26 protein-coding genes and 1 tRNA gene are annotated in these 26,997 nt (G+C 62.2%); 14 read left to right on the plus strand and 13 right to left on the minus strand.

Annotated features, from left to right (window positions below; translation table 11 throughout):
- Positions 1–9: 9 nt before the first annotated feature.
- From GTP55_RS12955 to wrbA, 3 genes are read right to left on the minus strand one after another with little or no spacing between them, the layout of a single operon-like run.
- Positions 10–1,416 carry an FAD-binding oxidoreductase gene (locus GTP55_RS12955; RefSeq protein WP_161045354.1) on the minus strand — a complete coding sequence of 469 codons (1,407 nt, stop codon included), beginning with the start codon at positions 1,414–1,416 and terminating at the stop codon, positions 10–12.
- On the minus strand, positions 1,413–1,820 hold the full coding sequence (locus tag GTP55_RS12960) for a DUF2069 domain-containing protein (RefSeq protein WP_161045355.1): 408 nt from the start codon (positions 1,818–1,820) through the stop codon (positions 1,413–1,415). The genes GTP55_RS12955 and GTP55_RS12960 overlap by 4 nt, the downstream gene beginning before the upstream one ends.
- Before the next feature lie 15 nt (positions 1,821–1,835).
- Positions 1,836–2,441, minus strand: a complete 606-nt coding sequence (wrbA, locus tag GTP55_RS12965) for an NAD(P)H:quinone oxidoreductase (RefSeq protein WP_161045356.1) — start codon at positions 2,439–2,441, stop codon at positions 1,836–1,838.
- 64 nt (positions 2,442–2,505) lie between these two features.
- Between wrbA and GTP55_RS12970 the strand changes: the two genes are divergently transcribed.
- On the plus strand, positions 2,506–3,882 hold the full coding sequence (locus GTP55_RS12970) for a YihY family inner membrane protein (RefSeq protein ID WP_161045357.1): 1,377 nt from the start codon (positions 2,506–2,508) through the stop codon (positions 3,880–3,882).
- Here GTP55_RS12970 and GTP55_RS12975 read toward each other — a convergent pair.
- A complete protein-coding gene (locus tag GTP55_RS12975; RefSeq protein ID WP_161045358.1) occupies positions 3,866–4,585 on the minus strand; it encodes an alpha/beta fold hydrolase in 720 nt (239 codons plus the stop codon). The two genes, GTP55_RS12970 and GTP55_RS12975, sit on opposite strands and share 17 nt — an antisense overlap.
- Positions 4,586–4,761: 176 nt before the next feature.
- On the opposite strand from GTP55_RS12975, the gene GTP55_RS12980 reads away from it, so the two are divergent.
- The gene (locus tag GTP55_RS12980) at positions 4,762–5,217 is read left to right on the plus strand and encodes a CBS domain-containing protein (RefSeq protein WP_161045359.1); all 456 of its coding nucleotides are present in this window, start codon (positions 4,762–4,764) and stop codon (positions 5,215–5,217) included.
- An 8-nt stretch (positions 5,218–5,225) separates the two neighbouring features.
- Here GTP55_RS12980 and GTP55_RS12985 read toward each other — a convergent pair whose 3' ends face one another.
- Positions 5,226–7,487, minus strand: coding sequence for a GGDEF/EAL domain-containing response regulator (locus GTP55_RS12985; protein WP_161045360.1), 2,262 nt, complete (start codon positions 7,485–7,487; stop codon positions 5,226–5,228).
- A gap of 263 nt (positions 7,488–7,750) precedes the next feature.
- On the opposite strand from GTP55_RS12985, the gene aroC reads away from it, so the two are divergent.
- From aroC to GTP55_RS13000, 3 genes are read left to right on the plus strand one after another with little or no spacing between them, the layout of a single operon-like run.
- A complete protein-coding gene (gene aroC, locus GTP55_RS12990; RefSeq protein WP_161045361.1) occupies positions 7,751–8,848 on the plus strand; it encodes a chorismate synthase in 1,098 nt (365 codons plus the stop codon).
- The gene (locus GTP55_RS12995; RefSeq protein ID WP_161045362.1) at positions 8,849–10,021 is read left to right on the plus strand and encodes an MFS transporter; all 1,173 of its coding nucleotides are present in this window, start codon (positions 8,849–8,851) and stop codon (positions 10,019–10,021) included. It begins immediately after the preceding gene.
- Positions 10,022–10,064: 43 nt separating this feature from the next.
- Positions 10,065–11,078, plus strand: a complete 1,014-nt coding sequence (locus tag GTP55_RS13000) for a DUF4351 domain-containing protein (protein ID WP_161045363.1) — start codon at positions 10,065–10,067, stop codon at positions 11,076–11,078.
- Positions 11,079–11,089: 11 nt separating this feature from the next.
- Here the strand turns inward: GTP55_RS13000 and GTP55_RS13005 are convergent, their stop codons facing one another.
- The 4 genes from GTP55_RS13005 to GTP55_RS13020 form a co-directional block, all read right to left on the minus strand.
- Positions 11,090–12,586: an HDOD domain-containing protein gene (locus GTP55_RS13005; protein ID WP_161045364.1), complete on the minus strand. Its 1,497-nt coding sequence runs from the start codon at positions 12,584–12,586 to the stop codon at positions 11,090–11,092.
- Complete coding sequence (locus GTP55_RS13010) at positions 12,583–14,256, minus strand: putative bifunctional diguanylate cyclase/phosphodiesterase (RefSeq protein ID WP_161045365.1); 1,674 nt, start codon at positions 14,254–14,256, stop codon at positions 12,583–12,585. The genes GTP55_RS13005 and GTP55_RS13010 overlap by 4 nt, the downstream gene beginning before the upstream one ends.
- 212 nt (positions 14,257–14,468) lie before the next feature.
- Positions 14,469–15,326, minus strand: coding sequence for an enoyl-CoA hydratase-related protein (locus GTP55_RS13015; protein ID WP_161045366.1), 858 nt, complete (start codon positions 15,324–15,326; stop codon positions 14,469–14,471).
- Position 15,327: 1 nt separating this feature from the next.
- On the minus strand, positions 15,328–16,530 hold the full coding sequence (locus tag GTP55_RS13020; protein ID WP_161045367.1) for an acetyl-CoA C-acetyltransferase: 1,203 nt from the start codon (positions 16,528–16,530) through the stop codon (positions 15,328–15,330).
- A gap of 74 nt (positions 16,531–16,604) precedes the next feature.
- On the opposite strand from GTP55_RS13020, the gene GTP55_RS13025 reads away from it, so the two are divergent.
- The 4 genes from GTP55_RS13025 (at position 16,605) to GTP55_RS13040 (ending at position 19,790) form a co-directional block, all read left to right on the plus strand.
- Positions 16,605–18,281 carry an isovaleryl-CoA dehydrogenase gene (locus GTP55_RS13025; RefSeq protein WP_161045368.1) on the plus strand — a complete coding sequence of 559 codons (1,677 nt, stop codon included), beginning with the start codon at positions 16,605–16,607 and terminating at the stop codon, positions 18,279–18,281.
- Positions 18,282–18,334: 53 nt separating this feature from the next.
- Positions 18,335–18,985, plus strand: coding sequence for a uracil phosphoribosyltransferase (gene upp, locus GTP55_RS13030; RefSeq protein WP_161045369.1), 651 nt, complete (start codon positions 18,335–18,337; stop codon positions 18,983–18,985).
- Between the two features lies 1 nt (position 18,986).
- Entirely contained in the window at positions 18,987–19,340 is a 354-nt protein-coding gene (locus GTP55_RS13035; RefSeq protein ID WP_161045370.1) for an Hpt domain-containing protein, read from the plus strand.
- Between the two features lie 246 nt (positions 19,341–19,586).
- Entirely contained in the window at positions 19,587–19,790 is a 204-nt protein-coding gene (locus tag GTP55_RS13040) for a cold-shock protein (RefSeq protein WP_020703630.1), read from the plus strand.
- Positions 19,791–19,839: 49 nt separating this feature from the next.
- Here the strand turns inward: GTP55_RS13040 and GTP55_RS13045 are convergent, their stop codons facing one another.
- Complete coding sequence (locus GTP55_RS13045; RefSeq protein WP_161045371.1) at positions 19,840–20,751, minus strand: LysR family transcriptional regulator; 912 nt, start codon at positions 20,749–20,751, stop codon at positions 19,840–19,842.
- A 158-nt stretch (positions 20,752–20,909) separates the two neighbouring features.
- Here GTP55_RS13045 and aceB point away from each other — a divergent pair, with 158 nt between their 5' ends.
- A complete protein-coding gene (aceB, locus tag GTP55_RS13050; protein ID WP_161045372.1) occupies positions 20,910–22,502 on the plus strand; it encodes a malate synthase A in 1,593 nt (530 codons plus the stop codon).
- A 28-nt stretch (positions 22,503–22,530) separates the two neighbouring features.
- Here the strand turns inward: aceB and gloB are convergent, their stop codons facing one another.
- The gene (gene gloB / locus GTP55_RS13055; RefSeq protein ID WP_161045373.1) at positions 22,531–23,337 is read right to left on the minus strand and encodes a hydroxyacylglutathione hydrolase; all 807 of its coding nucleotides are present in this window, start codon (positions 23,335–23,337) and stop codon (positions 22,531–22,533) included.
- Positions 23,338–23,357: 20 nt separating this feature from the next.
- Between gloB and GTP55_RS13060 the strand changes: the two genes are divergently transcribed.
- The 4 genes from GTP55_RS13060 (at position 23,358) to GTP55_RS13075 (ending at position 25,444) form a co-directional block, all read left to right on the plus strand.
- Positions 23,358–24,137 (plus strand): class I SAM-dependent methyltransferase, encoded by a 780-nt coding sequence (locus GTP55_RS13060; protein ID WP_161045374.1) that lies wholly within the window; start codon positions 23,358–23,360, stop codon positions 24,135–24,137.
- A complete protein-coding gene (gene rnhA / locus GTP55_RS13065; protein WP_161045375.1) occupies positions 24,127–24,570 on the plus strand; it encodes a ribonuclease HI in 444 nt (147 codons plus the stop codon). Before GTP55_RS13060 ends, rnhA begins: the two co-directional genes overlap by 11 nt.
- Before the next feature lie 33 nt (positions 24,571–24,603).
- The gene (gene dnaQ / locus GTP55_RS13070; RefSeq protein WP_161045376.1) at positions 24,604–25,320 is read left to right on the plus strand and encodes a DNA polymerase III subunit epsilon; all 717 of its coding nucleotides are present in this window, start codon (positions 24,604–24,606) and stop codon (positions 25,318–25,320) included.
- A 49-nt stretch (positions 25,321–25,369) separates the two neighbouring features.
- Positions 25,370–25,444, plus strand: a tRNA-Val gene (locus GTP55_RS13075).
- Between the two features lie 128 nt (positions 25,445–25,572).
- Here GTP55_RS13075 and GTP55_RS13080 read toward each other — a convergent pair.
- Complete coding sequence (locus GTP55_RS13080; protein ID WP_161045377.1) at positions 25,573–26,805, minus strand: site-specific integrase; 1,233 nt, start codon at positions 26,803–26,805, stop codon at positions 25,573–25,575.
- Positions 26,775–26,981, minus strand: coding sequence for an excisionase (locus tag GTP55_RS13085; RefSeq protein ID WP_161045378.1), 207 nt, complete (start codon positions 26,979–26,981; stop codon positions 26,775–26,777). Before GTP55_RS13085 ends, GTP55_RS13080 begins: the two co-directional genes overlap by 31 nt.
- Between the last annotated feature and the right edge of the window lie 16 nt (positions 26,982–26,997).

The following is a 26,997-nucleotide window of genomic DNA, read 5'->3' on the forward strand; positions in this document are numbered from 1 at the left end:
CAGCCTCGGTCAAAGGATTTTCCCGGGGTTCATGATACCCAGCGGGTCCAATGCCGCTTTGATGGCTCGCATCATATTCAGCTCTACCGCCGACTTGTAATGCGCCAGCTCGTCGCGCTTCAACGCGCCAATGCCATGTTCGGCAGAAATCGAACCGCCAAACGACACCACGCTATCGTGCACGACACGGTTGACCTTCTCCTGGTTCGCCAGGAAGTCCTCGTTAGAGATGCCCACCGGCGGCGCCACGTTGTAATGCAGATTACCGTCGCCCAGATGGCCGAAGCACACCAGCTGACAGCCCGGAAACGCCGCGTCCAGCTGCGGTCCGGTGACGGCGATAAAGTCCGCAATCCGCGACACCGGCAGCGAAATATCGTGCTTGATGTTCTTGCCCGCCTTGGCCTGCGCCAGCGGAATATGCTCGCGCAACTGCCACAAGCCAGCCGACTGCGCCACCGACGTCGCGACCACCGCATCATTGATCACATCACGCTCCAGCGCCGCGCCGATTGCCTGCTCCAGCAGCCCGACCGCATGCCGCTCCGACTCGCTGCTGCTCAACTCCAGCAGCACGTAGTGCGCATGCGGCGTGACGAAAGGCTTGGGCAGTTGCGGGAACTGCTCCGCCACCAGCTCCAGGCAGTAGCGCGACATCAGCTCAAAGCCGGTCAGGCTGGAGCCACAATAGTCCTGCATCAGCACCAGCAACTGCTGTGCAGCGGCCGGCGAGGGCAGCGCCGCCAGCGCCGTGATGCTGGCCTTCGGCTGCGGATACAGCTTGAGCACCGCGCCTGTGATGATGCCCAGCGTGCCCTCGGCGCCGATGAACAGGTCACGCAAATCGTAGCCGGTATTGTCCTTGCGCAGACCACGCAGGCCGCTCCATACCTCGCCCTGCGGCGTGACCACTTCCAGCCCGAGGCACAATTCGCGCGTGTTCCCATAACGCAGAACCGCCGTGCCGCCCGCATTGGTCGACAGATTGCCGCCAATGGTGCAGCTGCCTTCCGCCGCCAGCGACAGCGGGAACAGGCAGCCCTCGGCCGCTGCCGCTTCCTGAATCTGCTGAAGTATGCAGCCCGCATCCACCGTCATGGTGCGATTGACCGGATCGATCTGGCGAATGCTGTTCAGCCGCGCCAGCGACAGCACCACCTGCGCGCCGCTGGCATCCGGCACGCTGCCCAGCACCAGTCCCGTGTTGCCTCCTTGCGGTACCAGCGCCACCCGCTGCGACACGCAAACGCGCACCAGCGCCGCCACCTGCTCCACCGAGCCGGGACGCAGCACCGCCAGCGCCTTGCCGGTAAAGCGTCCGCGCCAGTCGGTGAGGAAGGGAGCCATATCGGCCGGCGCGTCGAGCACATAAGCGTCGCCGACGATGGCGCGGCATTGCGTGAGAAAATCTATCATTTGACCGTGTTGACCTTGATCTTGTCCAGCAGCTCCCGCGCCATCTTTTTGGCGGCGCGCTTGTACGGACGCAGATACAGCACGGCGCACACAAAGTAGACGCAGACCACCGCCGCCTCGCCCCAGCCCAGCCACGCCGACAGCGAGCCGATATCGCTCCAGCCGCGCACCACGCCTTCGGTGAAGTACAGCAGTATCATCATCGAGGTCCATTGCAGCGTGTAGATGTCACGCTTCCAGACGCCGTACAACGGCAGCAGCAGCGGCACCGCCTTCAGCACCAGCCATGAACCGCCCGGCTTTAGCGGCGCCAGCACCATCTCCCACAACACACACAAGATAATCAACGTCCCCAGGCTGCCGATGGCGCCCCAGTGAAAATACTTCTGCATTGTGGTTTCCATGGCGCTTATCCGGGTTTATGCGTTAAGTTTGACTGCTGTTTCGGCCAGCCGCTTGCCCATTGCGATGGCCAGGCGTTTCTCGTCTTCGGTGATGACCTTCTTGCCGTCGAGGCCAGACCAGTGGCTGGCGCCATACGGCGTGCCGCCGCTGGAAGTGGTCATCAATTCTGGATGGGTGTAGGGCAGGCCGAGCACCATCAGGCCATGATGGAACAGCGGGATCATCATCGACAGCAGCGTCGACTCCTGGCCGCCATGCAGGCTGCCGGTCGAGGTAAACACGCAGGCCGGCTTGCCGGCCAGGGTGCCGGACAGCCACTGGTTGGCGGTGCCGTCCCAGAAATACTTCATCGCCGCCGCCATGTTGCCGAAGCGGGTGGGCGAGCCGACCGCGATGCCGGCGCATTCGGTCAGGTCGTCCAGTTCCACGTAAGGCGCGCCGTCGGCCGGCACTTCCGGCTCGCTGGCTTCGGTCACCGTGGACACCGCCGGCACCGTGCGCAGGCGCGCATCGCAACCCGGCACGCTCTCGATTCCCTGGGCGATCAGCTCCGCTAATTTGCGGGTGGCGCCATGGCGAGAGTAAAACAGTACAAGAATAGTCAGATTAGGATGGTTCATCGGCGTTATTATAGGGCGCTTTAGCGGATGGCATCATTGCCACTGTTGTAATACGATAGCGCCCATGTACCAAAAATATATTCGTCCCGTTTTCTCTTATCTCTTCCGCACCTGCCGCAGCGGCGTCCAGACCGTCCGGTCGCTGTCCTGGCCGGAGGTGCGGGATCTGTTCCTGTTCGCGCGCCGCCGGTTGCAGGAGGAGAGCGTGCCGCAGGTGGCCGGCAGCCTGACCTTCACCACCGTGTTCGCGCTGGTGCCGCTGCTGACCATCGCGCTGGCGATCTTCACCACCTTCCCGATTTTTAACACGTTCCGCAGCTCGCTGGAGGCGTACTTCGTGCAGAGCGTGATGCCGAAGACGATTTCCAGCACCATCCTTAACTACCTGACCATGTTTGCCTCCAAGGCCACGCGGCTGTCGGCGGTGGGGGCGGTGGCGCTGATCTTCACCTCGATCGCCATGATGAACCTGATCGAGCGCGTGTTCAACCGCATCTGGCGGGTGCGCGGCCAGCGCTCGTGGACCAAGCGCATTCTGGTCTACTGGGCCCTGATTTCACTCGGACCGCTGCTCATCGGTGTCTCGCTGACGCTGTCGTCGCAGGTGTTCATGGCCACCAGCGACCTGGTTGGCGATGTGCCGATCCTGGGGGCGCTGATTTACACCGTGCTGTCGTTCACGCTGACCATGGCCACCTTTACGCTGCTGTACGTGGTGGTGCCGAACCGCGACGTCGACTGGCACGATGCCGCGTGGGGCGGGCTGGTGGCCGGCCTGGCTTTTGAAATCGCCAAGCGCGGGTTTGCCATTTTCATCACGCAGTTCCCGACTTATTCCAAGATTTATGGCGCGCTGGCGGCCTTGCCGCTGTTCCTGTTGTGGGTCTACGTGTCGTGGATGATTACGCTGTTCGGCGCCTTGCTGACCGCTGCGCTGCCGGTGGTGAAGTACGAACGCTGGTGGCACGAGGCGCTGCCGGGCGGCGAGTTTGTCGACGCCATGGCGATCCTGCGCGTGCTGCACGTGGCCTCCGTGTGCGGTGATACGGCGCTGGTCAGCTCGGGACAGATCCGCGAACGCACCCGCCTGGGCTTCGATGAAATGGACAATCTGCTGGAACGCATGGTGGCGGAAGGCTGGGTAGGCCGGGTGCCGGTGGCCGCGCCGCCGCGCGTCCAGTGGGGCAAGCGGGTCAGCGATGGCGCCGACCACTGGGTCATCCTGGCCAATACCGACAAACTGACGCTGGCGGAAGTCTACCGCCTGTTCGTCTTTGCCGGCATGCCGGTCAACGCCGGCGTGGTGGCCGACGGCGACGATGAACGCGACCAGCAGGCCGCGCGCGAAGCCGCCCTGCTGGCGCGGGAAGTGGAAACCGCAGTGGAATCAGGCCTGGGCAAGACCCTGGCCGACCACTTTGGCCCTATCGACTGCCGATAAACCCGGCCAGCGCGCTGCTGACGGCGCGCGCTTGTTCGGCCATCATCGCGTGGCCGGCTTCCAGCGTCATGGTTTGGGCGTGCGGCATGGCTTCGATCAGCCGGCGCGCTGCCTTGGACGGCGTCATGACGTCGCCCGCGCCGAAGATGAACAGGGTAGGGCAGCGCACCGCGCGCGCGGCGGTTTCGCCGTTATCGTAGGCGTTGCAGGCGGCGAGGTCGGTGTACAGCAGTTGGGCGGGATTGGCGGCCGCCAGGCGCAGCATCAGCTGGCGCAAGGTGTCGGTGTCCGCATAGCCCTGCGCGTGCGACCATTTGGTGACCATGTCGATGGCGCGGGTTTCGTCGTTGCGCGCGGTGTCCAGCAGCGCTTCAGCCACTTTCATCGGGAAGGCGGAGCCCAGCAGGGCCAGGTGCGTGACGCGCTGCGGCGCCTTGCCGGCCACTTCCAGCGCGATCAGGGAACCCATGCTGTGGCCCACCAGCGCCGCATGTTGCACGCCGGCTGTCTCCAGCGTGGCCAGCAGCCAGTCGGCCATGGCGCTTACGCTGGCCAGCGCCGGACCAGCGTAAGCGCCATGGCCCGGCAGGTCGATCGCGAGGGTGGAATAGCCCAGATCCGCAAGGTGGCGGTTTTGCGCCGTCCACACGGTATGGTCGTTCAGTGCGCCGTGGATGAAAACCACGGTATGCATATGCGGCATGTCGGTCTCCGTTTTTGCGCCTATCCTACAGCAATAAGCATTAAGACCAGAATGTTATGTTTTGCTTACGCGAACCACTGGCTTTTTTGGCGGGCATACGCTACATTCGCAACAAGGCTTAGAACAACTAGAACTCCCATTCACAGAGCGCATATCAGCGAACAGGACGGCCCAACATGAAAGTCTCCGAAATTCTGCAAGTTAAAGGTTCCATCCTTTACACCATCTCCCCCGATCAACCGCTGGTGGACGCCGCCAACACCATGGCCGAGAAAGACATCGGCTCGCTGGTGGTGATGGAATTTGGCGATCTGGTGGGCATGCTGACCTTCCGCGAAGTGCTGCGGGCGCTGCATGACAATCAGGGCACCGTGGGAGGCGGCACGGTCCGCAAGCACATGGACGACCACCCGATTACCGTTACGCCGGACACGGAAGTGAACGAGGTGCGCCGCATCATGCTGGAAAAGCACGCGCGTTACCTGCCGGTGATGAACGCCAAGACCATCCTGGGCGTGATTTCGTTCTACGACGTGGCGCGTGCGGTGCTGGAAGCGCAAAGTTTTGAAAATCGCATGCTCAAGGCGTATATCCGCGACTGGCCGTCCGAAGCCGAACAGGCCGCAGATTAATCACAGTATCAGGCGGCGCCCTCCAGGGCGTCGTTGCTGAGCCAGCTGTCCAGCGCGGCGGCTGTCATCGGCCGGGCGAACAGGAATCCCTGCGCCAATGGGCAACCCAGCGCTTGCAGGATCTGCGCCTGGCGCTCGTCTTCCACACCCTCTGCGATCACCGCCAGGCCCAGGTTGCGGCCCAGCTGGATCACCATTTCCGCAATGCTGCTGCCGCGCGCCGAACCGGTAATCTCGGTGACGAAGGCGCGGTCGATCTTCAGCCGGTCGATCTGTAGCCGCTGCAGGTAGGACAGCGACGAGAAGCCGGTGCCGAAGTCGTCGATGGCGATGCTGACGCCGGTCTGCTTGATCTGGCCCAGCATCTTGATCAGCAGGTCCGGCTCTTCCATGGCCATCGATTCGGTGATTTCCAGCTCGATGTTTTGCGGTGGCGCTCCGGTGTCGTCCAGCGCGCGCTTCAGCATGTCGAGGAAGAGCGGATGGCGGAACTGCACCTGGGAGACGTTAATCGACATCATGAAGTCGTGATGCCCGGCCTTGCGCAGGTCCACCAGCTCGCGGCAGGCGGTGCGCATCACCCATTCGCCGAGGTCGATAATCAGGCCGGAATACTCGGCAATCGGGATAAAGCGGTCGGGCGAGATAAACTTGCCGTCTGGGGTTTGCCAGCGCAGCAGCGCTTCGGCGCCGACCGGGCGCCGCGTGACCAGATCGATTTGCGGCTGGTACACCACGAACAGCTGGTTCTGGCCGAACGCCGTGCGCAGCGCGTGCATCATGCGCACCCGTTCGCGGATTTCCACGCCCATCGAGCGCGAGAAGTAGAAGTGGCCGGCGCGCTGTTGCGACTTGGCACGCTTGAGTGCGATGTCGGCGTCTTTCAAGGCATCGGCGCCGCTGCCTTCGTGTTCGTTCAGTCGCACCAGCCCCAGCGTGGCGGACAGCTGCACGTCCTGGCCGTCAATGCTGAAGGCGCGCTGGAACAGCGCCAGGATATGGCCCGGATTGACCTGGGCCGAATCGCCCAGTACGCAGAAGATATCGCCGCCGATGCGGGCCACGGTCACCCGTTCGCCCAGCTCGGTTTGCAGGCGGCCGGCGACGGCGACCAGCAGCAGGTCGCCGAACTGGTGGCCGAGGGCATCGTTGGTTTCGGCGAAGTGGTCGAGGTCGACCAGCGACAAGGTGGCCTCGTCGCGCGCCGGGCCAGCCAGCGTGGCATCGAGAATTTCCACCAGCCGGGTGCGGTTGGGCAGCTTGGACAGCTGGTCGTAGAACGCGGCGTTATGCAGGTGAGTGACCAGTTCGACGTTGTCGAGGCCGACTGCAACGTTGCTGCAAAAAACTTCCAACAGGCGCTCGTCGATTTCGGTCGGCGCCCGTTTGACTTCGAGGAAGCCGACGAAGTCGCGGCTGGCCTTGCCGGCGAAGTAGAGCGTGATGTAATCCGGACCGTAGATGTTGCGCCGTTGCGCCAGCGCCCGTTCCAGCGCCTCGTGGATGCGCTGGTCTTCGCGCACGGTCAGCGTGATATTGCTCAGGTGACGGAAAGCGCCGGCGCTGGCCATCACCATCAGCTCGTGGCAGCCGTCGTCCGGGCATTCCTGCACGCACAGCACGCCGTTGGCCTCGCAGCCCAGCAGATCGCCGATTTGCGCCAGCACGCCGGCCGCAAAATTCTGTACCCCGTGCAGCGCCATCAGCTGGGTGCTGGCGTGGACGATCTGGTTCAGGCCGCGGCGGCTGTCGTTGATCTTGCGGATCTGCTCATAGGAACGGATGGCGGCCGTCACCGTAGTGAACAGCTTGATCCGGGTCAGCTCGGACTTGGTCTTGTAATCGTTAATGTCGAAGTCGCGGATGGCGTCGATTTCCGGCGCGTAGCCGGGCTGGCCTGTGCGCAGGATGATGCGCACATCGTGCAGTTTCAGCGTTTCGCGGATATAGCGTACCAGGTGCAGGCCGGCGTCATCCTGCTCCATCACCACGTCGAGCAGGATGACGGCGATCTCCGCCTCATGCTTGAGCATTTCGCGCGCTTGCCCGGCCGAGTAGGCGTGGACAAATTCCAACGGCCGGTGCTGCATGTCGAGATTGCCGAGCGCAAAAGTGGTGGTCGAATGGACGTCTTCGTCGTCATCGATGATCATGACCCGCCACACGTTGCGGCCGCCAGGGACAGCGGGCGCTGCCGGATGCTCTTCTAAGAATACCAAATCGTCTTGATCATCCTTGGACTGCTCAAGGGGTGTGACCGGTGGGGGCATGTGTAGCATCTCCAGGATTACTCGGTGTTCTTGCGTTCAAGTATATAGCGAATTGTCAAAATGAATGCGGTTTTCCAGCGCTTTCAGTAGCCGTCCTGGCGCCGACCTGCAGGCCGTATTCCACTTGCAGCATACTTGTATCAAAAGAATGATATTTTACCAAGCGAAACTTGCATTGTGGAAATTATTATGTGGGCTGCCCGCCACGGTGCGGTGGCTGGTAAAATGGGGAACTTTCCCCATTTTCCGAAGATTCTTTTCCTATGTCCGGTAATACTTTTGGCAAATTGTTCTCTGTCACTACTTTTGGTGAGTCGCACGGTCCCGCGATTGGTTGTGTGATCGATGGTTGCCCACCAGGTTTGCCGTTGTCCGAAGCCGACATTCAGCCGGAACTGGACCGCCGCAAACCGGGCACGTCGCGCCATGTGACCCAGCGCCAGGAGTCCGATACGGTGGAGATTCTGTCGGGCGTGTACGAGGGGGTAACCACCGGCACGCCGATCGCGCTGCTGATCCGCAATGAGGACCAGCGCAGCAAGGATTACGGCAATATCGCCGATACTTTCCGTCCCGGCCATGCCGACTACACTTACTGGCACAAATACGGCGTGCGCGATCCACGCGGCGGCGGCCGGTCGTCGGCGCGGCTGACGGCGCCGGTGGTCGGCGCGGCGGCGATTGCCAAGAAGTGGCTGCACCAGCAATACGGCACCGTATTCAAGGGCTGCATGAGCCAGCTGGGCGAGATCGCGGTGCCGTTCCAGGACTGGTCGCACGTGCCGGACAATCCGTTCTTTGCCGCGACCGGCGACGCTGCCGTCATCGAGCGCATGGAAGCCTATATGGACGAGCTGCGCAAGGCCGGCGACTCGATCGGCGCGCGCATCGACGTGGTGGCGCAGAATATTCCGGTTGGCCTGGGCCAGCCGATTTACGACAAGCTCGATGCCGACATCGCTTACGCCATGATGGGCATTAATGCCGTCAAGGGCGTGGAGATTGGCGCCGGCTTCAAGTCGGTCGAACAGAAGGGCACCGAGCACGGTGATCCGCTGACGCCGCAGGGCTTCGTCGGCAACAACGCCGGCGGCGTGCTGGGCGGGCTGTCGACCGGCCAGGACATCACGGTGTCGATTGCCATCAAGCCGACGTCGTCGATCCGCACGCCGCGGCCGTCGATCGACAAGGCCGGCAATCCGGTGATGGTGGAGACCTTCGGCCGTCACGATCCGTGCGTGGGTATCCGCGCCACGCCGATTGCGGAAGCCATGCTGGCCCTGGTGCTGATCGATCACGCGCTGATGCACCGCGCGCAGTGCGGCGACGTGAAAGTGTCGACGCCTGACATCGCGCTGTAATTGGTTCCTGCACAAGCGCTCAGCTTCGCTTTATTCCTCTTCTGTTATTACGCCCACGCGGGCACCTGGTCGACCTACGCGACGCTGTACTTTGCCGATAAGGGCATGACGGTCGCGCAGATCGGCGTGTTGATGTCCATGATCCAGGTGCTGCGCATCGTCGGCCCCAATGTGTGGGGCTACGTCGCCGATCACTACGACCGCCGCGTGCTGGTGCTGCGCATGGCCGGCTTTGCCGCGCTGGTGGGCTTCTCGGGGTTTTTCTTCGGCAGCAGCTTTGGCCACTTCATGCTGGCCATGGTCATCCTCAATTTGTTCACCAGCGGCCAGGCGCCGATCTGCGAAGCGCTGATGCTGTCGGAGATGAAGGGTGACCTGACTTACTACGGCCGCATTCGCATGTGGGGCTCGATCGGCTTTATCGTGTCGGTGACGCTGGCGTCGGTGGCGCTGGAGCATTTCGGCATTGTCACGCTGCCGTGGGTGGCGGCGGCGCTGCTGGTGGCGACCATTGTGGCGGCGTTTCGCCTGCGCGACGTGCCGCGCCGCACGCATGCGGTGGCGCCGCCGCCGTTGCTGTCGCTGTTGCGCCGGCGCGAAGTGATTGCCTTCTTCGCGTCCACTGCGTTGATGGTGTCGGCGCATACGTCGCTGTACACTTTTTATTCGCTGTACCTCGAGCGCAGCGGCTACAGCAAGACCGTGATCGGCGCCATGTGGTCGCTGGGCGTGTTGGCTGAAGTGATGCTGTTTTATTTCCAGGCGCCGCTGTTCAAGCGCTGGGGCGCGATGCGCATGATGTATCTGGCGCTGGGCGTCGGTGTGGTGCGCTTCCTGATGATCGGCCTGGGATCGCACGATGTCTGGCTGCTGGTGGTGGCGCAGCTGATGCACGCGGCCACCTTCGCGCTGCATCATTCGTCGTCGGTGATGTCGTTGCAGCGCTGGTTTGCCGGGCCGTTGCAGGCGCGCGGGCAGGCGCTGTACATGAGCATCTCGTACGGCATCGGCGGCTCGCTGGGCGGCCTGTTCCTGGCGCAGTGGTGGGAGCGCGCCGGCGCCGAGAGCGTGTATTTTGTGGCGGCGGTACTGGTGTGCCTGTCCGCCGTGGCGGCGACGCTGTCATTCCGTTGGCAGCGCAGCGACGGCTATCAAACAGGCGTGGCTTTGTAGCGAATAAATACAGCCGGGCAGGGCGCGGACGTAGACTGGATGGATGTCCAATTTCGCTCCGCCCGCCCGTTACGACTTGCCATGGAAGAACGCATTGACGCATGCATTCCGGGATTTCATGACGTTTTTCTTTGCCGATCTTGCTGGTCAGATCGACTGGTCGAAAAGGCCGCGCTTCCGCGATAAGGAACTGGCGGGTATCAATTTCGGCGATGCGCCTCATGGCGTGGTAGCCGATAAGCTGGTCGAAGTGTCGCTGCGCAACGGCGGCGTGCAGTGGGTGCTGATTCACATTGAAGTCCAGGCGCAACACGACGCCGCGCTGGCTCGTCGCGTGCTGGACTATAACTACCGGATTTTCAAGGAATATGGCCAGCCAGTTGCCAGCCTGGTGTTGCTGGCCGATGACGATCCCAGATGGCGCCCGCAGGCCTTCCATAACAAGGTATTGGGGACGGTGATGGGGATATCGTTCGTCACTGCCAAGCTGTTGGATTACGCCGGCCGGACTGATACGCTGTTAGCGTCGCACAACCCGTTTGCTTTGGTGACGCTGGCTCATCTGCGAACCCAGCAGGCGCACCGTGATCCCGATGAATTGTATGCCGCCAAGTGGCAACTCACCAAACTACTGTACCAACATGGTTGGCGCAAGCAGCGCATAATTATGCTGTTTAATGTGATTAACTGGATGATGGCTTTGCCTGCGTCCCATCAACGGCGCTACTGGCAAGCGGTTCTCCATATGGAAAAGGAGCGCAACATGAAATTGCTCAACCCTTTGGAGCAAATGTTCCTGGACGATGGATTGAAGAAGGGCCTGAAACAGGGCTTGGAGCAAGGCTTGGAGCGAGGCTTGATGCAAGGACTGGAGCAGGGTTTGGAGCGTGGCCGCAGAGAAGGTGCGGCTCTGGTGCTTGAACGTCTGCTGACCCAGCGCTTCGGGCCGCTCCCCCAAACCGCGCGCAAGAAATTGGCGAAAGCTAGCCTCGAACAAATCGGCGCCTGGAGTGATGCGCTGGCAGAGGCGCAATCTCTGAAGCAGGTGTTCGTGTAAAGCTTTTTACCTTAGCGCGCGACTACTTCCGACACCACGCCGTGGCGCCGCTCGACCGCGCGTACCACCATCGCCCGCATGTCGTTCAGCAGCGAAAACTCGGTCTGGCTCAGCTGGATCGGCGGGAAGGATTCGTCCCAGTCGCCATACAGGAAGCCGGCCGGCTGGCCGTTGGCGGACAGCGGCAGGATGACGAAGCTGCGCGCTTCGGCCAGCGAACTGCGCCACCACAGCGGCAGCTTGGCCGAGAACTTGGCGTCGTGGGCGTTTTCGATGAAGATCACGCGGTCGCTGTTCAGCGCCGCATGGAATACGTTAGGCTCGTAGGCATCGTCGAACGTCATCGCCGCCAGCAGCTCGCGGGTGCCTTCGCCGAAGCTGATCTTGGCGGCGTATTTGTTCTCCTTGCGGTTGCGCACAAACGCCACCGCGCGCGAGAAGTCCAGGCCCTTGTACACCGTTTCCAGCGCGATCTGCACCATCTGGCCCGGGCTGGCGCTATCCAGCACGTCGCGCATGTCGGACAGGCCGCTGAGCAGGATCTTGTTGCCGGCCGCGCGCTGACGCGTCTTGGCCAGCGCCTTGGCGCGGCGCTCGGCAGGACGCGACAGCGGCGCGATGCTCAAATCGTTGGCAGCGATCACCTTGGCCTGCTCGATGGCGTGAATCAGATTCGGCGCTTCCACGCCCAGCGTGCCGGCATAGCTTTCGGTCAGCTGCCTGACCTTCTCGGCGCCGTCGGCATCGTCGTGCCACAGCGATTCGGCGCAGCGCGCGGCCATGGTGGACAGGGCGGCGATCCAGTCGGCCGGCGAGATTTCCTCACCCGCTTCAACCGGCGCCAGCGTGCGCATGCCGTTCAGCAGCGACTTGGGCAAGCCCCAGTGCGCCGCCGCCGCGTGGCCGACTTCTTCCAGACTCACGCCCAGCAGTTCCGGCGCCGCTGCTTCCACCGTGCGTCCGCTCTCATCGGCCAGGCGCTGCAACTCGTTCCAGCGCTCCGGCATGTAGTAGGTCAGCATCATGCGGCCCAGCGTGTGCAGCATCGAGCACACCACGGCTTCTTCACCGTGACGGCTTTCGGCGGTGTAGGCGATCTGCTGCGCCACCAGCCCGGCCAGCACGGCCTTTTCCATTTCGATGTGGGCGACGGTGGTGTCGGTCGACGTCGCGGCCAGTTCCTCGATCAGTTTCAGGCCCAGCGCCAGGTGGCCGATGGCTTCGGTACCCAGCACCAGCACCGCTTTCGACACCGTGTTCACATGCTGGCCGAAGGCCGAGTACATGCCGCTGTTGGCCAGCCGCAGCACTTTCTGCGTCAGCACCGGATCGGACAGCACGGTGCGCGTCATGTTGAATTCCTGTTCGTCCTCGCCGCGCATGGCGCCGAGAATGGCGGTAATGGCCTTGGCGAAGCCCGGCATGTCGCCGCGCCGGCGCGTACAGTCGCCCAGCTCGCTCAGCGTCCGGTTGCCCAGCGCCGTGGCGGCCTTGTAGCTGCTGATCATGGCTGCACCTGCCGCAGGTCGGCCGGCACCACCTTGGCGTGGATGCTTTCCTTCAGCGCCGCCAGCGCCACATTGGCGGCCATCGGCTTGCCGGTCAGGTAGCCCTGGATGTACTGGCAACCGCGCTGTTCCAGATAGTGCAGCTGCTCTTCGGTCTCCACGCCTTCTGCCACCACCGACAAATCCAGGTGCTTGGCCAGATCCAGCACGGCGTTGCAGATGGCGCCGTCCTTCTGTGAACCGGGCAGGTCGCGGATGAAGGTGCGGTCGATTTTCAATACCGAGATCGGGAAGCGCTTCAGGTAAGCGAGGGAAGAGTAGCCGGTGCCGAAATCGTCAATCGCGATGCGCGCCTTGCGTTCGGCCATTTTGGACAGGATGGACTCGGCGTGCACCGGGTCGATCATCAGCGTGCCTTCTGTGATTTCTAAAACCAATTGCTCACCAAGTAGGCCGGAGAAAGCAATTGCGTCATCCAGCACATCCAAAAATTTATCGTTGCGGAATTGTCGGGGACTGATATTAACAGAGATGTACAGGCTGCGCTTTGCCACCTCTTCGAACTGCTTGAGCTGCACGCAGGCCGCCTTCAACGCCCACGCGCCGAGCAGATTGATCAGGCCATTGGTCTCGGCGATCGGGATGAAGCGTGCCGGCGGCACCATGCCCAGCGTCGGATGCTTCCAGCGCATCAGCGTTTCGAAGCCCTGGATTTCGCGCGTGTGGGCGTCGACGATCGGCTGGTAGTACAGCAGGAATTCGCCTTCGCGCACGGCCTGGAACATGGCCGCTTCCAGCGAAATATCGTGCTGCGGCGGGCCGGCCAGATCCTGGCTGTAGACCACCGCGCGCGCCTTGCCGGTCTCCTTGGCGCGCGACATGGCGGCGTCGGCCAGCGCCAGCAGGCGGATGTCGTCCTCGCCGTGCTGCGGATAGACCGAGACGCCAACCGAGGCGCCGACGTAAATCGTGTGGCTGTCGATTTCAAATGGCGACTGCAAGGTGGCGATCAGGCGGCCCGTGACCAGCTTGATCTGCGCTTCGGTGGCGGTGCCGGGCAGGATGGCGACGAATTCGTCGCCGCCCACGCGCGCCAGCGTGTCGCTGTCGCGCAGCGTCTTGCGCAGGCGTTGCGCGGCCATGCGCAGCAGCGCGTCGCCGATGGGGTGGCCGAGGCCATCGTTGACTTTCTTGAAGCCGTCCAGGCCGATGGTGGCGACGGCGAAGCCCTGTCCGGAGCGGCGCGCATTGGCGATCACCATGCGCATGCGGTCCGACAGCAGCAGGCGGTTTGGCAGTTCCGTCAATGCGTCGTGGGTGGCCATGTGGCGCAGGCGTTCTTCGGTGGCGTGCTGCACCGTCATGTCGCGGCCGACCACCAGCAGTTCCGGCGCGCCGTCGGCATTGGCGTAGCAGGAGATGCGCAGCTCGTGCCAGATTTCGAGATCGGGGGTTTTGATGCGCGCTTCCAGCAACTGCGGGGCGCGCGACGCCAGCGCAGCGGCCAGCAGCGGCGGCAGCAGCGGTTGGTCGCCGTCGGCCAGCAGCTTGATCAGTGCCGTGCCCGCCAGTGGCGCCGTGCTGCCGATGCGGGCAGTCGCGCGGTGGCTGGCGAACAGCAGTTGGCCCAGCTGGTTCAATCGAAACACAACATCGCCAGCCTCCTCCATGAGGTTATCCAATTCATGACGCGGCTGGGGCAGAACACTGGTTGGCATCGCGAAGATTTACTCTTTCAATTTATGCATGTAACAGTTTGGTGGCGCTTGTCTTGCAAAACCAGAACGCAATGTATCACCGATGCCACGGAAATTACATGAAAAAAGACAACATTCCAGCGACTTTTGTATAAAACTCTTGAGTTCGGTCTAAAAACCGCTTTCTAGAGCGGAGAAACGCCTTTGCGCAGAGCGGGATTGATGGCGGTTTGACAAAAATATCGGCTCTCAATATGCAGCGCGTGGGCGAAGTCCACCTGCAGTCCTTCGACCATCGCGCACAGGATGGCCTCGGCTGCGGGATGGGGGCCGCCGGCGCGTTCGCGCAGCCTGGCCGGCGCGGCCTGCAGCAAGGCGCGCAGGGGCGCCGAATCGAGCGCGCCGCCAGGCAGCCGGTAGTGCCGCGCCTGCCATGGCTGGCGGCTGGCGCGCGTGTCCTGGACATTGGCGGTGAGCTGCGCCAGCTCGGCCTCGCCGGCGGCGATGGCGTGCAGCAGACCGGCCTGCTGCGCCTGCATTGCATTCAATACCACGCCGTCGAGCAGCAGCGGCATGGCCGCCTGGACGCCGGCCAGCCGCACGGTGCGGGCGATCTCGCCTGCTACCGGCGCCAGTCCCAGTTGCACCTGTGGCAGGCTCAGGCGCGCGTCGTGCAGGCCGATGCGGTGCGGGCAGGCCAGCGCCAGCCCCAGCGCATGGCCGCTGACCTCGCCGGCCAGCGCGGCGATGACCGGGACGCCGAGGTTTTCGAGGCGCAGCAGCAGCGCGTTGTAGGCCGTCAGCATATGCATGCAGTCGGCGGCCTGGGCCGGCGTCAGCGCCATCAGGTGTTCCAGTTCATGGCTGGTGGCGCCCTGATCGGCGTCGAAGCCGATGATGACGGCGGACAGCTTGTCGCGCTGGAGTTCCAGTTTGTCCAGCAGCGTCGCCAGTTCGCGCTGGAACAGGCGGCTCAGTGGATTGATGGTGCGCGCCTTCATCAGCACGCCCAGCGCGGCGCCGGTCGGGTGGGTGGTGATCATCTCAGAGCCGTTCCACGATGGTGGCGATGCCGATGCCGCCGCCGACGCCCATCGCCGCCAGGCCGTAGCGCAGGCGGCGCGCCTCCAGCTCGTCAAGCAAGGTGCTGACCAGCATGCAGCCGGTGGCGCCCGCCGCATCGCCCAGCGCAATGGCGCCGCCGTTGACGTTGACCTTGTCTTCTGCGATGTCCAGTTCGCGCAGGAAGCGCAGCACCACGGCGGCAAAGGATTCGTGGACTTCGAACAGGCTGATAGAATTGATCGGCAGCCCGGCCTTCTTCAGTGCCTGACGGGTGGCGACCACGGCGCCGGCCACCATCAGCAGCGGATCGGCGCCGGTGACGGCCGCCGCCACGATGCGCGCGCGGGGCTCCAGTCCCAACCGCGATCCGGCGGCCTTGCTGCCGATCAGCGTCAGCGCCGCGCCATCGGCGTTGACGCCGGCGTTGCCGGCCGTGTGCAGGTGGCGCAGCCGCTCCAGCCGGGGATGCTGGCGCAGCGCCGCGCTGTCGAAACCGGATTCGCCGCGCGCATCAAACAACGGTTTCAGGCTGGCCAGCGCTTCCAGGCTGGTGGACGGTTTCAGGCACTCGTCTTCGGCCAGTACCAGCACGCCATTCTGGTCGCGCACCGGCACCACGGCGCGGAAGCGGCCGCCGGCGCGGGCGGCGGCGGCCCGTTGCTGCGAGCGCAGCGCGTAGGCGTCCAGTTGTTCGCGCTGGCAGTCGTCCAGCGTGGCAATCAGATCGGCGCTGATGCCTGGCGGGACGTAGCCGGTGAGCAAGCTGGTTTCCGGGTCCAGCGACCAGGCGCCGCCGTCGGCGCCCGGCGGCACGCGCGACATCGATTCGACGCCGCCCGCCACCACCAGGTCGTCCCAGCCGGAGCGTACTTTCTGCGCCGCCAGGTTGACCGCCTCCAGCCCGGAGGCGCCGAAGCGGTTGAGCTGGACGCCGGCCACTTTGCCGTCCCAGCCCGCTGCCAGCGCGGCGATGCGGGCAATGTTGGCGCCCTGGTCGCCCACCGGCGTGACGCAGCCGAGCAGCACATCGTCGATGAGGGCGGTGTCGATCTGGTGGCGCGCCTGCAGTTCGCGCATCAGTCCGGTGACCAGCGAAATCGGCTTGACGCTGTGCAGGCTGCCGTCCGGCTGGCCTCGGCCACGCGGGGTGCGGATCGCCTCATAAAGATAGGCTTCGCTCATGGCATCTCCTTTTGAATATGCTAGTCTGAGCATTGTTCAAGAAAACTGACAACAGCAGTTTGAACGGAGACAAAATGCAGGCTTTCGACACGCACGAAGTGCGCAATACTGTTGCGCCGTTTGAAAATATCAACCTGTTTGCGGCCGATCCGGCCCTGCAGGAAGCGCTGGCGCGCGAAGGCGCCGGCGACGCTGCCGCCGCGCTGCATGCGCTTGGCGCTGAATTGGGCAAGGCGGAAACACTGGACCTGGCGCGCCTTGCCAACCTCTACACGCCCAAGTTGCAGAATTTTGACCGTGAAGGCCACCGCATCGATGAGGTGGAATTTCACCCGGCCTGGCATCAACTGATGGCATTGCTGATCGGCCATGGCACGCATGCATCGCCGTGGCAGGGCGGTGCCGGCGCGCAGGTGGCGCGGGCGGCCCGCTATCTGCTGTTCGGCCAGGTGGAGAACGGTGCGCAATGCCCGGTGACGATGACCTACGCCTCGGTGCCCGCGCTGCGCCAGGCGCCGCGCATCGCCCAGAAATGGCTGCCGAAAATCCTGTCCACGCAGTACGATCCGCGTTCGCTGCCGATCGAGCAGAAGCACGGTGCGCTGATCGGCATGGGCATGACCGAGAAACAGGGCGGCTCCGATGTGCGCGCCAATACCACGCGCGCCGAGCCGGTGCCGCTGTCCGATGCGCGTGCCTTGTTTGGCGATGAGGGTGAGGACGTATTCCGCATCGTCGGCCACAAGTGGTTTTTCTCGGCGCCGCAAAGCGATGCGCATTTGATCCTGGCGCAGACCGATACAGACGGCAGCGCCGGCCTGTCGTGCTTCTTCCTGCCGCGCTACCTGCCGAACGGCGAACGCAACGCCATCCGCGTGCAGCGGCTCAAGGACAAGGTCGGCAACCGGTCGAACGCGTCGTCGGAAGTGGAGTTCACCGGCGCCTACGGCTGGCTGATCGGCAAGCCGGGGCGCGGCATCCCGACCATCCTGGAAATGGGCAGCCACACCCGGCTCGATTGCGTGCTGGGCAGCGCAGGGGCGATGCGCGCCGCCCTGACGCATGCGCTGCACCACGCCCGCCGCCGGGTGGCGTTCGGCCGTCCGCTGGCCGAGCAGCCGCTGATGCAGAACGTGCTGGCCGACCTGGCGCTGGAATCCGAGGCCGCCACCGCGCTGGCGATGCGGCTGGCGCGCTGCTTCGATGAGTCGGCCGATCCGGCGCAGGCCATGCTGGCGCGCATCCTGACGCCGGCCGGCAAGTACTGGGTCTGCAAGCGCGGGCCGGGCTTCGGCGCCGAGGCGATGGAAGTGATCGGCGGCAGCGGCTATGTCGAGGACAGTCCGCTGGCGCGGCTGTACCGCGAGCTGCCGGTCAACTCGATCTGGGAGGGATCGGGCAATGTGATGTGCCTGGACCTGCTGCGCGCGTTCAGCAAGTCACCCGAGGCGCGCGAAGCGCTGGCCGCGGAACTGGCGCTGGCCGGCAGCGGCGACATCTTCTTCGTCGCCTACCGCAGCACACTGCTGGCCGACCTGGCGCAGCAGCAGGCCGACGAATTCAGCGCGCGCATGCTGGCCGAGCGGGTGGTGCTGGCGGTACAGGCGGCATTGCTGCTGCGGCACGCGCCGCCGTACGTGTCGTCGGCGTTCGTGGCGTCGCGCCTGAAACGGGAGCCGGGCGGCACTTACGGACGGTTGCCGGGCGGCCTCGATTGCGCGGCGATTCTGGCGCGGGCGTTGGTGGAATAGGGCAACGGGCTTGTATAATGCGGCATATAACTACCTGAACAAGAGCTTACCTAATGAAACAAGATCCGCGCTTTCCGAACCTGTTCATCACCGACCATCCGCTGATCCAGCACAAGCTGAGCCACATGCGCGCCAAGGATACGTCGACCCGCACCTTCCGCGACCTGCTCAAGGAAATCACGCTGCTGATGGGTTACGAGATCACCCGCGATCTGCCACTGACTACCCGCACCATCGAAACCCCGCTGATGACCATCGACGCGCCGGTGATCGCTGGCCGCAAGCTGGCCATCGTGCCGATTCTGCGCGCCGGCATCGGCATGAGCGACGGCCTGCTGGACCTGGTGCCATCGGCGCGCGTCGGCCACATTGGCGTGTTCCGCGATCCGGCCACCCACCAGCCGGTGGAATACCTGGTGCGCCTGCCGGACACCGTCGAACGCACCTTCATCCTGTGCGACCCGATGGTGGCGACCGGCAATTCGGCGGTGCACGCGGTGGACGTGCTGAAGAAACGCGGCGTCACTGACGACCAGATCATTTTCCTGTCGCTGGTCGCAGCGCCCGAAGGCGTCGAAGTGTTCCAGAAAGCCCACCCAGGCGTGAAGATCTACTGTGCCTCGCTGGATTCCCACCTGAACGACCACGCTTACATCGTGCCTGGACTGGGCGACGCCGGCGACCGTATCTTCGGCACTAAATAATATGGCGACGCCTGTCGATCCCGATTTCCGCGCCCGCCTGGCGGCCCTGAACGAAAAGTTCGCCGCCACCGTGCCCGGCACCCTGGTCAAGATCCGCGCCGCGCTCAATGAGTGCCAGGCCGGTGGCGAGCAGCCGTCGCAGGCGGCGCTGCATCAGCTGCACGAGGTGCTGCATGGCGTGGCCGGGTCGGCCGGCACCTTTGGCTTTACTGTATTTGGACAGGAAGCGCGCCGCGTCGAGCAACTGGTGCGCGCGGTAATCGCCAGTCACAGTGGCTGGCCGCCGGTGGCGCCGGAAGTGGAGAAGCTGCTGGCGTGGGCCACGCGTGACGCCAAAGCAACGACGTTTGAATGAGTCGTGCGCTTGATGTGGATCAAACACGATAGTATTAAGATGTCTATAGTGACAATCACTGCCCAGCGCGAGCGGTTTTTATCAAAGAAAACAGCACTTTGCATTTATTTTTACGAAAACGTGCTTTTCTCTCGTAAATGGGTATAATACGGCATCGTTTAGATTCAAGAGTAGTACAGTTTGTCTTTCTTGCCTCAAAAACGATATCACGGGCGCAAGCCCAAATTAACTGAAATAGGAATTGTAATGGCAACTGGTATCGTAAAATGGTTCAATGACTCGAAGGGTTTCGGCTTTATCACCCCTGACGAAGGCGGCGAAGATCTGTTCGCTCACTTCTCGGCGATTCAGTCGGCTGGCTTCAAGTCGCTGCAAGAGAACCAACGTGTTTCCTTCGAAGTAACCGCTGGCCCTAAAGGCAAGCAAGCTTCGAACATTCAGCCAATCTAATACGCTGGATCTAACGATCAAGAAATCCTCGTTATTCGAGGATTTTTTTTTACCTGTTCACTTTGCGCCAGTAGTCCTGCTGCGCGTAGCTGTGCCGCAAGAAGTCCACAAACGCCCGTATCCGCAACGGTAAATGGCGACGCTGCGCAAACACCGCGTAAATGTCATTGCCCGGCGCAGAATAGTCGTCGAGCACGGTCTGCAATTTGCCGGCCTCGATCGCACTGCCCACTTCCCACATCGACCGCCACGCCAGCCCTTTGCCGGCCAGGGCCCACTCGTGCAGCACCTGTCCGTCGTTACTGGCCATATTGCCGTTCACTTTGAGTACCGTATTCTTGCCGTCTTCCCGGAAGGTCCAGCCGCGCTGGCTGCCTTCGCTGCTGATCGCCAGGCAGTTGTGCTTGCTCAGTTCGGCCAGTGTTTTCGGCTCGCCGTGGCGTTTCAGATAGGACGGCGCGCCGACCACCACCCGCTGGTTGTCGGCCAGCTTGACGCTGACCAGATTGGAATCCGGCAAGCTGGCGATGCGGATCGCCACATCGATGCCTTCGCCGACGATATCGACCACGCGGTCGCTCATGTTCAGCGTGACCGTGACGTCGCGGTGCTCGGTCAGGAAGGAGGGCACAAGCGGCGCCACGTGCTGGCGGCCGAAACCGGCCGGGGCCGAGATCATCAAATGGCCGGTAGCGTGCAAACTGCGCTCGGCGACGGCCGATTCCGCCTCTTCGAGTTCGGCCAGGATGCGCTGGCAATCTTCGAGGAAGGCGGCGCCTTCATCGGTCAGCGCCAGCTTGCGCGTGGTGCGTTGCAGCAGTTTGACGCCGAGCCGCGCCTCCAATGCATCCAGTCGCCGTCCGATCATCGCCGGCGCGATACCTTCGGCGCGCGCGGCCGCCGATAAACTACCTCGTGCAACCACCTCAACAAAGGTGGAAATCTGCCTGAATTGCCCCATAAAGTCTCGTCCCCGTCACTTTTTACTAAAACGCATAGATGAAGTGATTTTTAGTCTTGTTTGTATAACTAACGAGTGAATATACTTTATAAAAACACCGCAATGCAACAAGCTTATAATGAGATTGATTCGTTAATATTTTTTACGGAGACTAGCGCATGACCACCATCACTCTGCCAGCAGGCATGGAAATTACCGGCGACATCAAGCCCGGCTATGAAGCAATCCTGACCCCGGACGCATTGGCGCTGGTGGCCAAGCTGAGCCGCGAATTTGAAGCGCGCCGCCAGCAATTGCTGGCCGTACGCGTCGAGCGCGCCAAGAAACTGGATGCCGGAGAACGCCCGGATTTCCTGGCCGAAACCGCGCACATTCGGAGCGGCGACTGGAAAATCTCGCCGATTCCGAAGGCGCTGGCATGCCGCCGCGTGGAAATCACCGGTCCGGTCGAGCGCAAGATGGTGATCAACGCCCTGAACTCGGGCGCCGACAGCTATATGACCGACTTCGAAGACTCCAATACGCCGAACTGGGACAACCAGATTACCGGCCAGATCAATATGAAGGACGCCGTGCGCGGCACCATCGCGCTCGAGCAGAACGGCAAATCCTACAAGCTGAACGACAAGGTCGCGACGCTGGTCGTGCGTCCGCGCGGCTGGCACCTGGATGAAAAACACGTGCTGGTGGATGGCAAGCGCATTTCGGGTGGTATTTTCGATTTCGCGTTGTTCATGTTCCACAACGCCAAGGAACAGATCGCCCGCGGCGCCGGTCCATTCTTCTACCTGCCGAAAATGGAATCGCACATCGAAGCGCGCCTGTGGAACGACATCTTCGTGCTGACCCAGCAGGAACTGGGCCTGCCGCAAGGCACCATCAAGGCGACCGTGCTGATCGAAACCATCCTGGCCGCCTTCGAGATGGACGAAATCCTGTACGAACTGCGCGACCACAGCGCGGGCCTGAACGCCGGCCGCTGGGATTACATCTTCTCGTGCATCAAGAAGTTCAAGCTGGACAAAGATTTCTGCCTGGCCGACCGCGCCAAGGTGACCATGACCGCGCCGTTCATGCGCGCCTACGCCTTGCTGCTGCTGAAGACCTGCCACAAGCGCAACGCCCCGGCCATCGGCGGCATGGCGGCGCTGATTCCGATCAAGAACGATCCGGAGAAAAACGACATCGCCATGGGCGGCGTGCGCACCGACAAGGCCCGTGACGCCACCGACGGCTACGACGGCGGCTGGGTCGCGCACCCGGGTCTGGTCGACCTGGCGATGGCCGAATTCACCAAGGTGCTAGGCGACAAGCCTAACCAGATCGAGAAACAGCGTCCGGATATCGACGTGACTGCCGCGCAACTGCTGGACTTCAAGCCGGAAGCGCCGATCACCGAAGCCGGCCTGCGCTACAACATCAACGTCGGCATCCACTACCTGGGCGCCTGGCTGACCGGCAACGGTTGCGTGCCGATCCACAACCTGATGGAAGATGCGGCCACGGCGGAAATCAGCCGTTCGCAAGTGTGGCAATGGATCCGTTCCGACAAGGGCGTGCTGGACGATGGCCGCAAAGTCACCGCCGACATGGTACGCGCGATGATCCCGGAAGAACTGGCCAAGGTGCAGGCCGCTGCGCCGGGCGGCGACGGTCCGACCTATCCGCGTGCGGCGCAGATCTTCGAGCAGATGTCGACCTCGGAATCGTTTGAAGAATTCCTGACGTTGCCGCTGTACGAAGAAATCTAAGCATCACGGCCCGCCCGGGCCGTTTTCTTTAGAAGTCGTTTTTCCACAAACGCAGCGCCGTGAAGGTCGCCAGCGGCGTGTCGATGCGATCGAGACGCCCGGCCTTCACCAACTGCTCCGCAATCGCCGGCTCGCGATAACGCAGGAAGGGATTGGTCGCCTTTTCCAGCGCGATGGTGCTGGGCACCGTCGGCACATCGTGCTCGCGCTTGTAGGTTTCCACCTTCACCCGTTCCTGCAGCGCCACATTGTCCGGCTCCACCACGCGCGCGAAGCGCAGGTTGGACAGCGTGTACTCGTGCGCGCAATACACCAGCGTATCGTCCGGCAACGCCGCCAGCTTGCCCAGTGAACTGATCATCTGCGCCGGCGTGCCTTCGAACAGCCTGCCGCAACCGCCGGCAAACAGCGTGTCACCGCAGAACAGCCAGGTCGGTGCATCGGCGGACGCTTCGCGCACGTAGGCGATGTGGCCCATGGTGTGGCCGGGCACATCGAGCACAGTCAGTTTGAGCGTCAGGCCCGGCACGTCGACAGTCTTGCCTTCGCCCACCGGCAGCGTGACGGCGGCGATGGTCTCGTTGCGCGGACCGAAAACAGGAACCTGATAATGCTGTAATAATTCAGGAACGCCGCCAATATGGTCAGCATGGTGATGGGTGAGTAGAATGGCGGTGAGCTTGAGCCCGTTCGCTTTGAGCGCCGCCAGGATCGGTTTGGCGTCGCCAGGGTCGACTACCGCGGCATGTGTGCCATCATGTATCAACCACAGGTAGTTATCGCGGAATGCTGGAACCGTTAGAACAGTGAGAGCTTGAGTAGAAGATATGGTCATTGGATTGCAAAAGGCTAAGCATGGATAAGGCGGGGTCGGAGAAATCCATTATAGCGCTGGAAGGCTGGCTGCAAACGCCCGCAGGCGTGTACCTGCGTGCGTGGGAACAAAGCTGTCTCGATAATTTAACAGCGGATATCTTCGGTTACAACGCGGTGCAGATCGGCATGCCGCAAATGGACGCGCTGGCGGCCAGCCGCATGCCCTATAAAATCCTCGCCGACCGCAAGGTGCGCAGCGCGGACGAACCGGCGCGGGCAGTGTCGGTGACGCTCGATTACACCGAGCTGCCGTTCGCCTCGCAAAGCATCGACCTGGTGGTGTTGCCGCATGTACTGGAATTTTCCACCGACCCGCACCAGGTGCTGCGCGAGGTCGAGCGGGTGCTGATCCCGGAAGGGCAGGTGGTCATCTGCGGTTTCAATCCGGCCAGCCTGTGGGGCGCGCGCCATGTGCTGCGGCGCGTCGGCGGCACCTCCTTCCTGCCGCCGACGGAGGAGCTGATCTCTATGCCGCGCATGAAAGACTGGTTAAAATTATTGAATATGAGCGCCAGCCAGAGCCACTTCGGCTGCTACGCGCCGGCCTGTCGCACAGAAAAATGGCTCAACCGCTACGCCTTCATGGATAATGCCGGGTCGCGCTGGTGGCCCTACCTGGGCGGCGTCTACATCGTACAAGCGATCAAGCGCGTCAAAGGCATGCGCCTGATCGGTCCGGCATGGAGCCGGAAAACGGCAACCGCCCCGGTGGCGGTGCCGGTCACCAACAAACAACGGGAACAGCAGGATGGAAGATAAGGTCGAAATATTTACCGATGGTGCATGCAAAGGCAACCCGGGCCTGGGCGGCTGGGGCGCCTTGCTGGTGGCCGGCAACGCCGAGAAGGAAATCTGCGGCGGCGCGCGCGACACCACCAACAACCGCATGGAGTTGCAGGCGGTGATCGAAGCGTTGACCGTACTCAAGCGGCCATGCACGGTAGTGCTGCACACCGATAGCCAGTATGTACAAAAAGGCATCAGCGAATGGATCCACGGCTGGAAGGCACGGGGCTGGAAAACCGCCAGCAAGGAGCCGGTCAAGAACGAAGACCTGTGGAAGGCGCTGGACGCGGCGCAGCAGATGCATAATGTCGAATGGCGCTGGGTGCGCGGCCACAATGGCCATCCGGGCAACGAGCGGGCCGACATGCTGGCCAACCGCGGCGTGGAAGTGGCGCGCGGCCGCTGATATACTGCACGCTGAAATTCATTACGGAACACTATGCGCCAAATCGTCCTCGATACTGAAACCACCGGTATCAACCCCAAGCTGGGCAACCGCATCCTGGAAATCGGCTGCGTCGAGCTGCACAACCGCATGCTGACGGGGAATAATCTCCACTTCTACATCAATCCGGAACGCGACTCGGAAGAGGGAGCGCTGAACGTCCACGGCCTGACCACCGAGTTCCTGCGCGACAAGCCGAAGTTTCATGAGATTGTCGAACAGCTGCGCGAGTACATCCAGGGCGCCGAAGTCATCATCCATAATGCGCCGTTCGACCTGGGCTTCCTGAATCACGAATTCAGGCTGTTAAACCTGCCGGATTTCTCCAGCCACATCGGCGGCGTGATCGATACGCTGGTGCAGGCCAAAGAACTGCATCCGGGCAAGCGCAACTCGCTGGACGCGCTGTGCGACCGCTACGGCATCTCCAACTCGCATCGCAAGCTGCACGGCGCGCTGCTGGATGCGGAACTGCTGGCCGACGTCTATCTGGCCATGACGCGCGGGCAGAACAGCCTGGGCATGGATGTGGAAGAAGAAGTGGTCAACATCGGCGACCTGCTGGAGCCGGTGGCCATGGCGGAGATTATCTTCATGCCGGCCTCCGAGGAGGAGCTGGCGGCCCACGCGGCCACGCTGGCCGGGCTGGACAAGGCGGTCAAAGGGCAGTGCATCTGGACCGCGTCGCTGAATCCGCCGGTGCCGGCATAAACGGGACTTGCGCTTCGTGTGGGCAGGCTCTATAATGCTCGCACTCAACGGGAGGTTAGCTCAGGGGTAGAGCACTGCATTCACACTGCAGGGGTCGCAAGTTCGAAACTTGCACTTCCCACCAGAATTCTTCTTTTTACTTCAAAGACTTAGCAGCACACACAGCTGGCATGTTAAGAATTTGGGGCATATTTGGGGCAATGAGATGTCATTGCCCTGTCTTCGATGGAACCCTGGCGCATCTCTAGCCTGTCAGGCAAAAATCGGAAATTCATTTGCTCGGTTCGGGTCTGTTTGCTGGTATAGCTGAAGCAGACGTGCGCGGCGATCCCCGTCCAGTCCGGTCTTGATCCACTTGCCATAATTTCGCGTGATCATCATCGTGTCGGCATGCCCCATCTGGCTGGCGACATAAAGCGGCACGGCGCCAAGCATCAGTAAGGTGGAAGCGAATGTATGCCTCGTCTGGTACGGATTGCGAAACCGTACGCCCGCTTTTCTGAGGATGCGCTGCCAGCGCCGATAAATTGGTTTATCGCCTTTCCATTGTTCTCGCGTTCGCGGATTGAGGAACACCAGATCATTGACATCGCCTGTGTACGCGAACTGCGACTCAAGTGCCACCTTGGCGCCGATGCGCAGATCGATCCTGCGCAAACCGGCATCGGTCTTGGCGCGCTCTTTCGCTTGGCCGTCAACGAAAGATGCGGCGACCGTCACATAATGGGATGGTGCATTGCACGCACGCCAGCGTAACGCAATATATTCAGAAGGGCGCATGCCAGTCGTAAAAGCGAAGAGCACCATGTTGCGTTCTTCCGGGCCAACGCAGGCAGCCAGAATGGCTTCGATCTCATCGATGTCGAACGGATCAGCCGTAAATTCCGACGTACGCTGTTCTTTGGAGATAAGCTTGCTGAGTTTGATACGGTCGAACGGATCTTCGTCAATAAGGTTGTCGGCGACACCCTGCGCTGTGGCGTTCCGCAACGGCGTCAATATCAACTGGATGGTTTTCCGTTTCCCGGGCAGATCCATGATCCACAGCCGCAGGTCTTTCGCTGAAAACTCATTTGCCGGCGTGCTATCCCAGCGCGGGAATAAATGGGTTTCGGCGATTTGCTGATAACACAGAAAAGAAGAGTGCTCGATGGTTTTACGTGAGAGTTCCAGGGCGTCACGGATCAAGTCGCCGATGGTGGGAATCGACTTTGCGCTTGCTGCTATTAAGCTCGCTTTGGTCGAGCGGATTTTTTTTGCAGTGACTGAATTCGGGAAAAATGCTTCATAGCTGAATGTGCCGCGCGCGATCGCAATCTGGACCTCGGTTTGCAGCCTGCGCGCGTAGGCGATGTTGGTCTTGGTATGCGCGAGTGGCAGCGATTCCCGGCAGCGCTTGCCATCGAGCGAAAAGACGATTCGGATTGTCTCGGATCGAACGCCCTTGCGCAGTTCTATTCCTTGACCGCTGTTCCTTGCACCCATGTTTCTACCCACCTTTCGGCCGCTGCTAGATTCACCCACAGCATTTCATCAACCACTTTGCACTGCACCCCATCGCGCCACTTTCCCGCGCGGCGGCGAGCATGCACCGAGGCCGCAGTGTCGCCCGTGAGTTCTTCATACTTTTTGATTTTGACCCATGCGACAGAGTGCTCCATGATTGACTCCCAATTT

Source organism: Duganella margarita, from assembly GCF_009857535.1.
GTDB classification, from domain to species: Bacteria; Pseudomonadota; Gammaproteobacteria; order Burkholderiales; family Burkholderiaceae_D; genus Rugamonas; species Rugamonas margarita.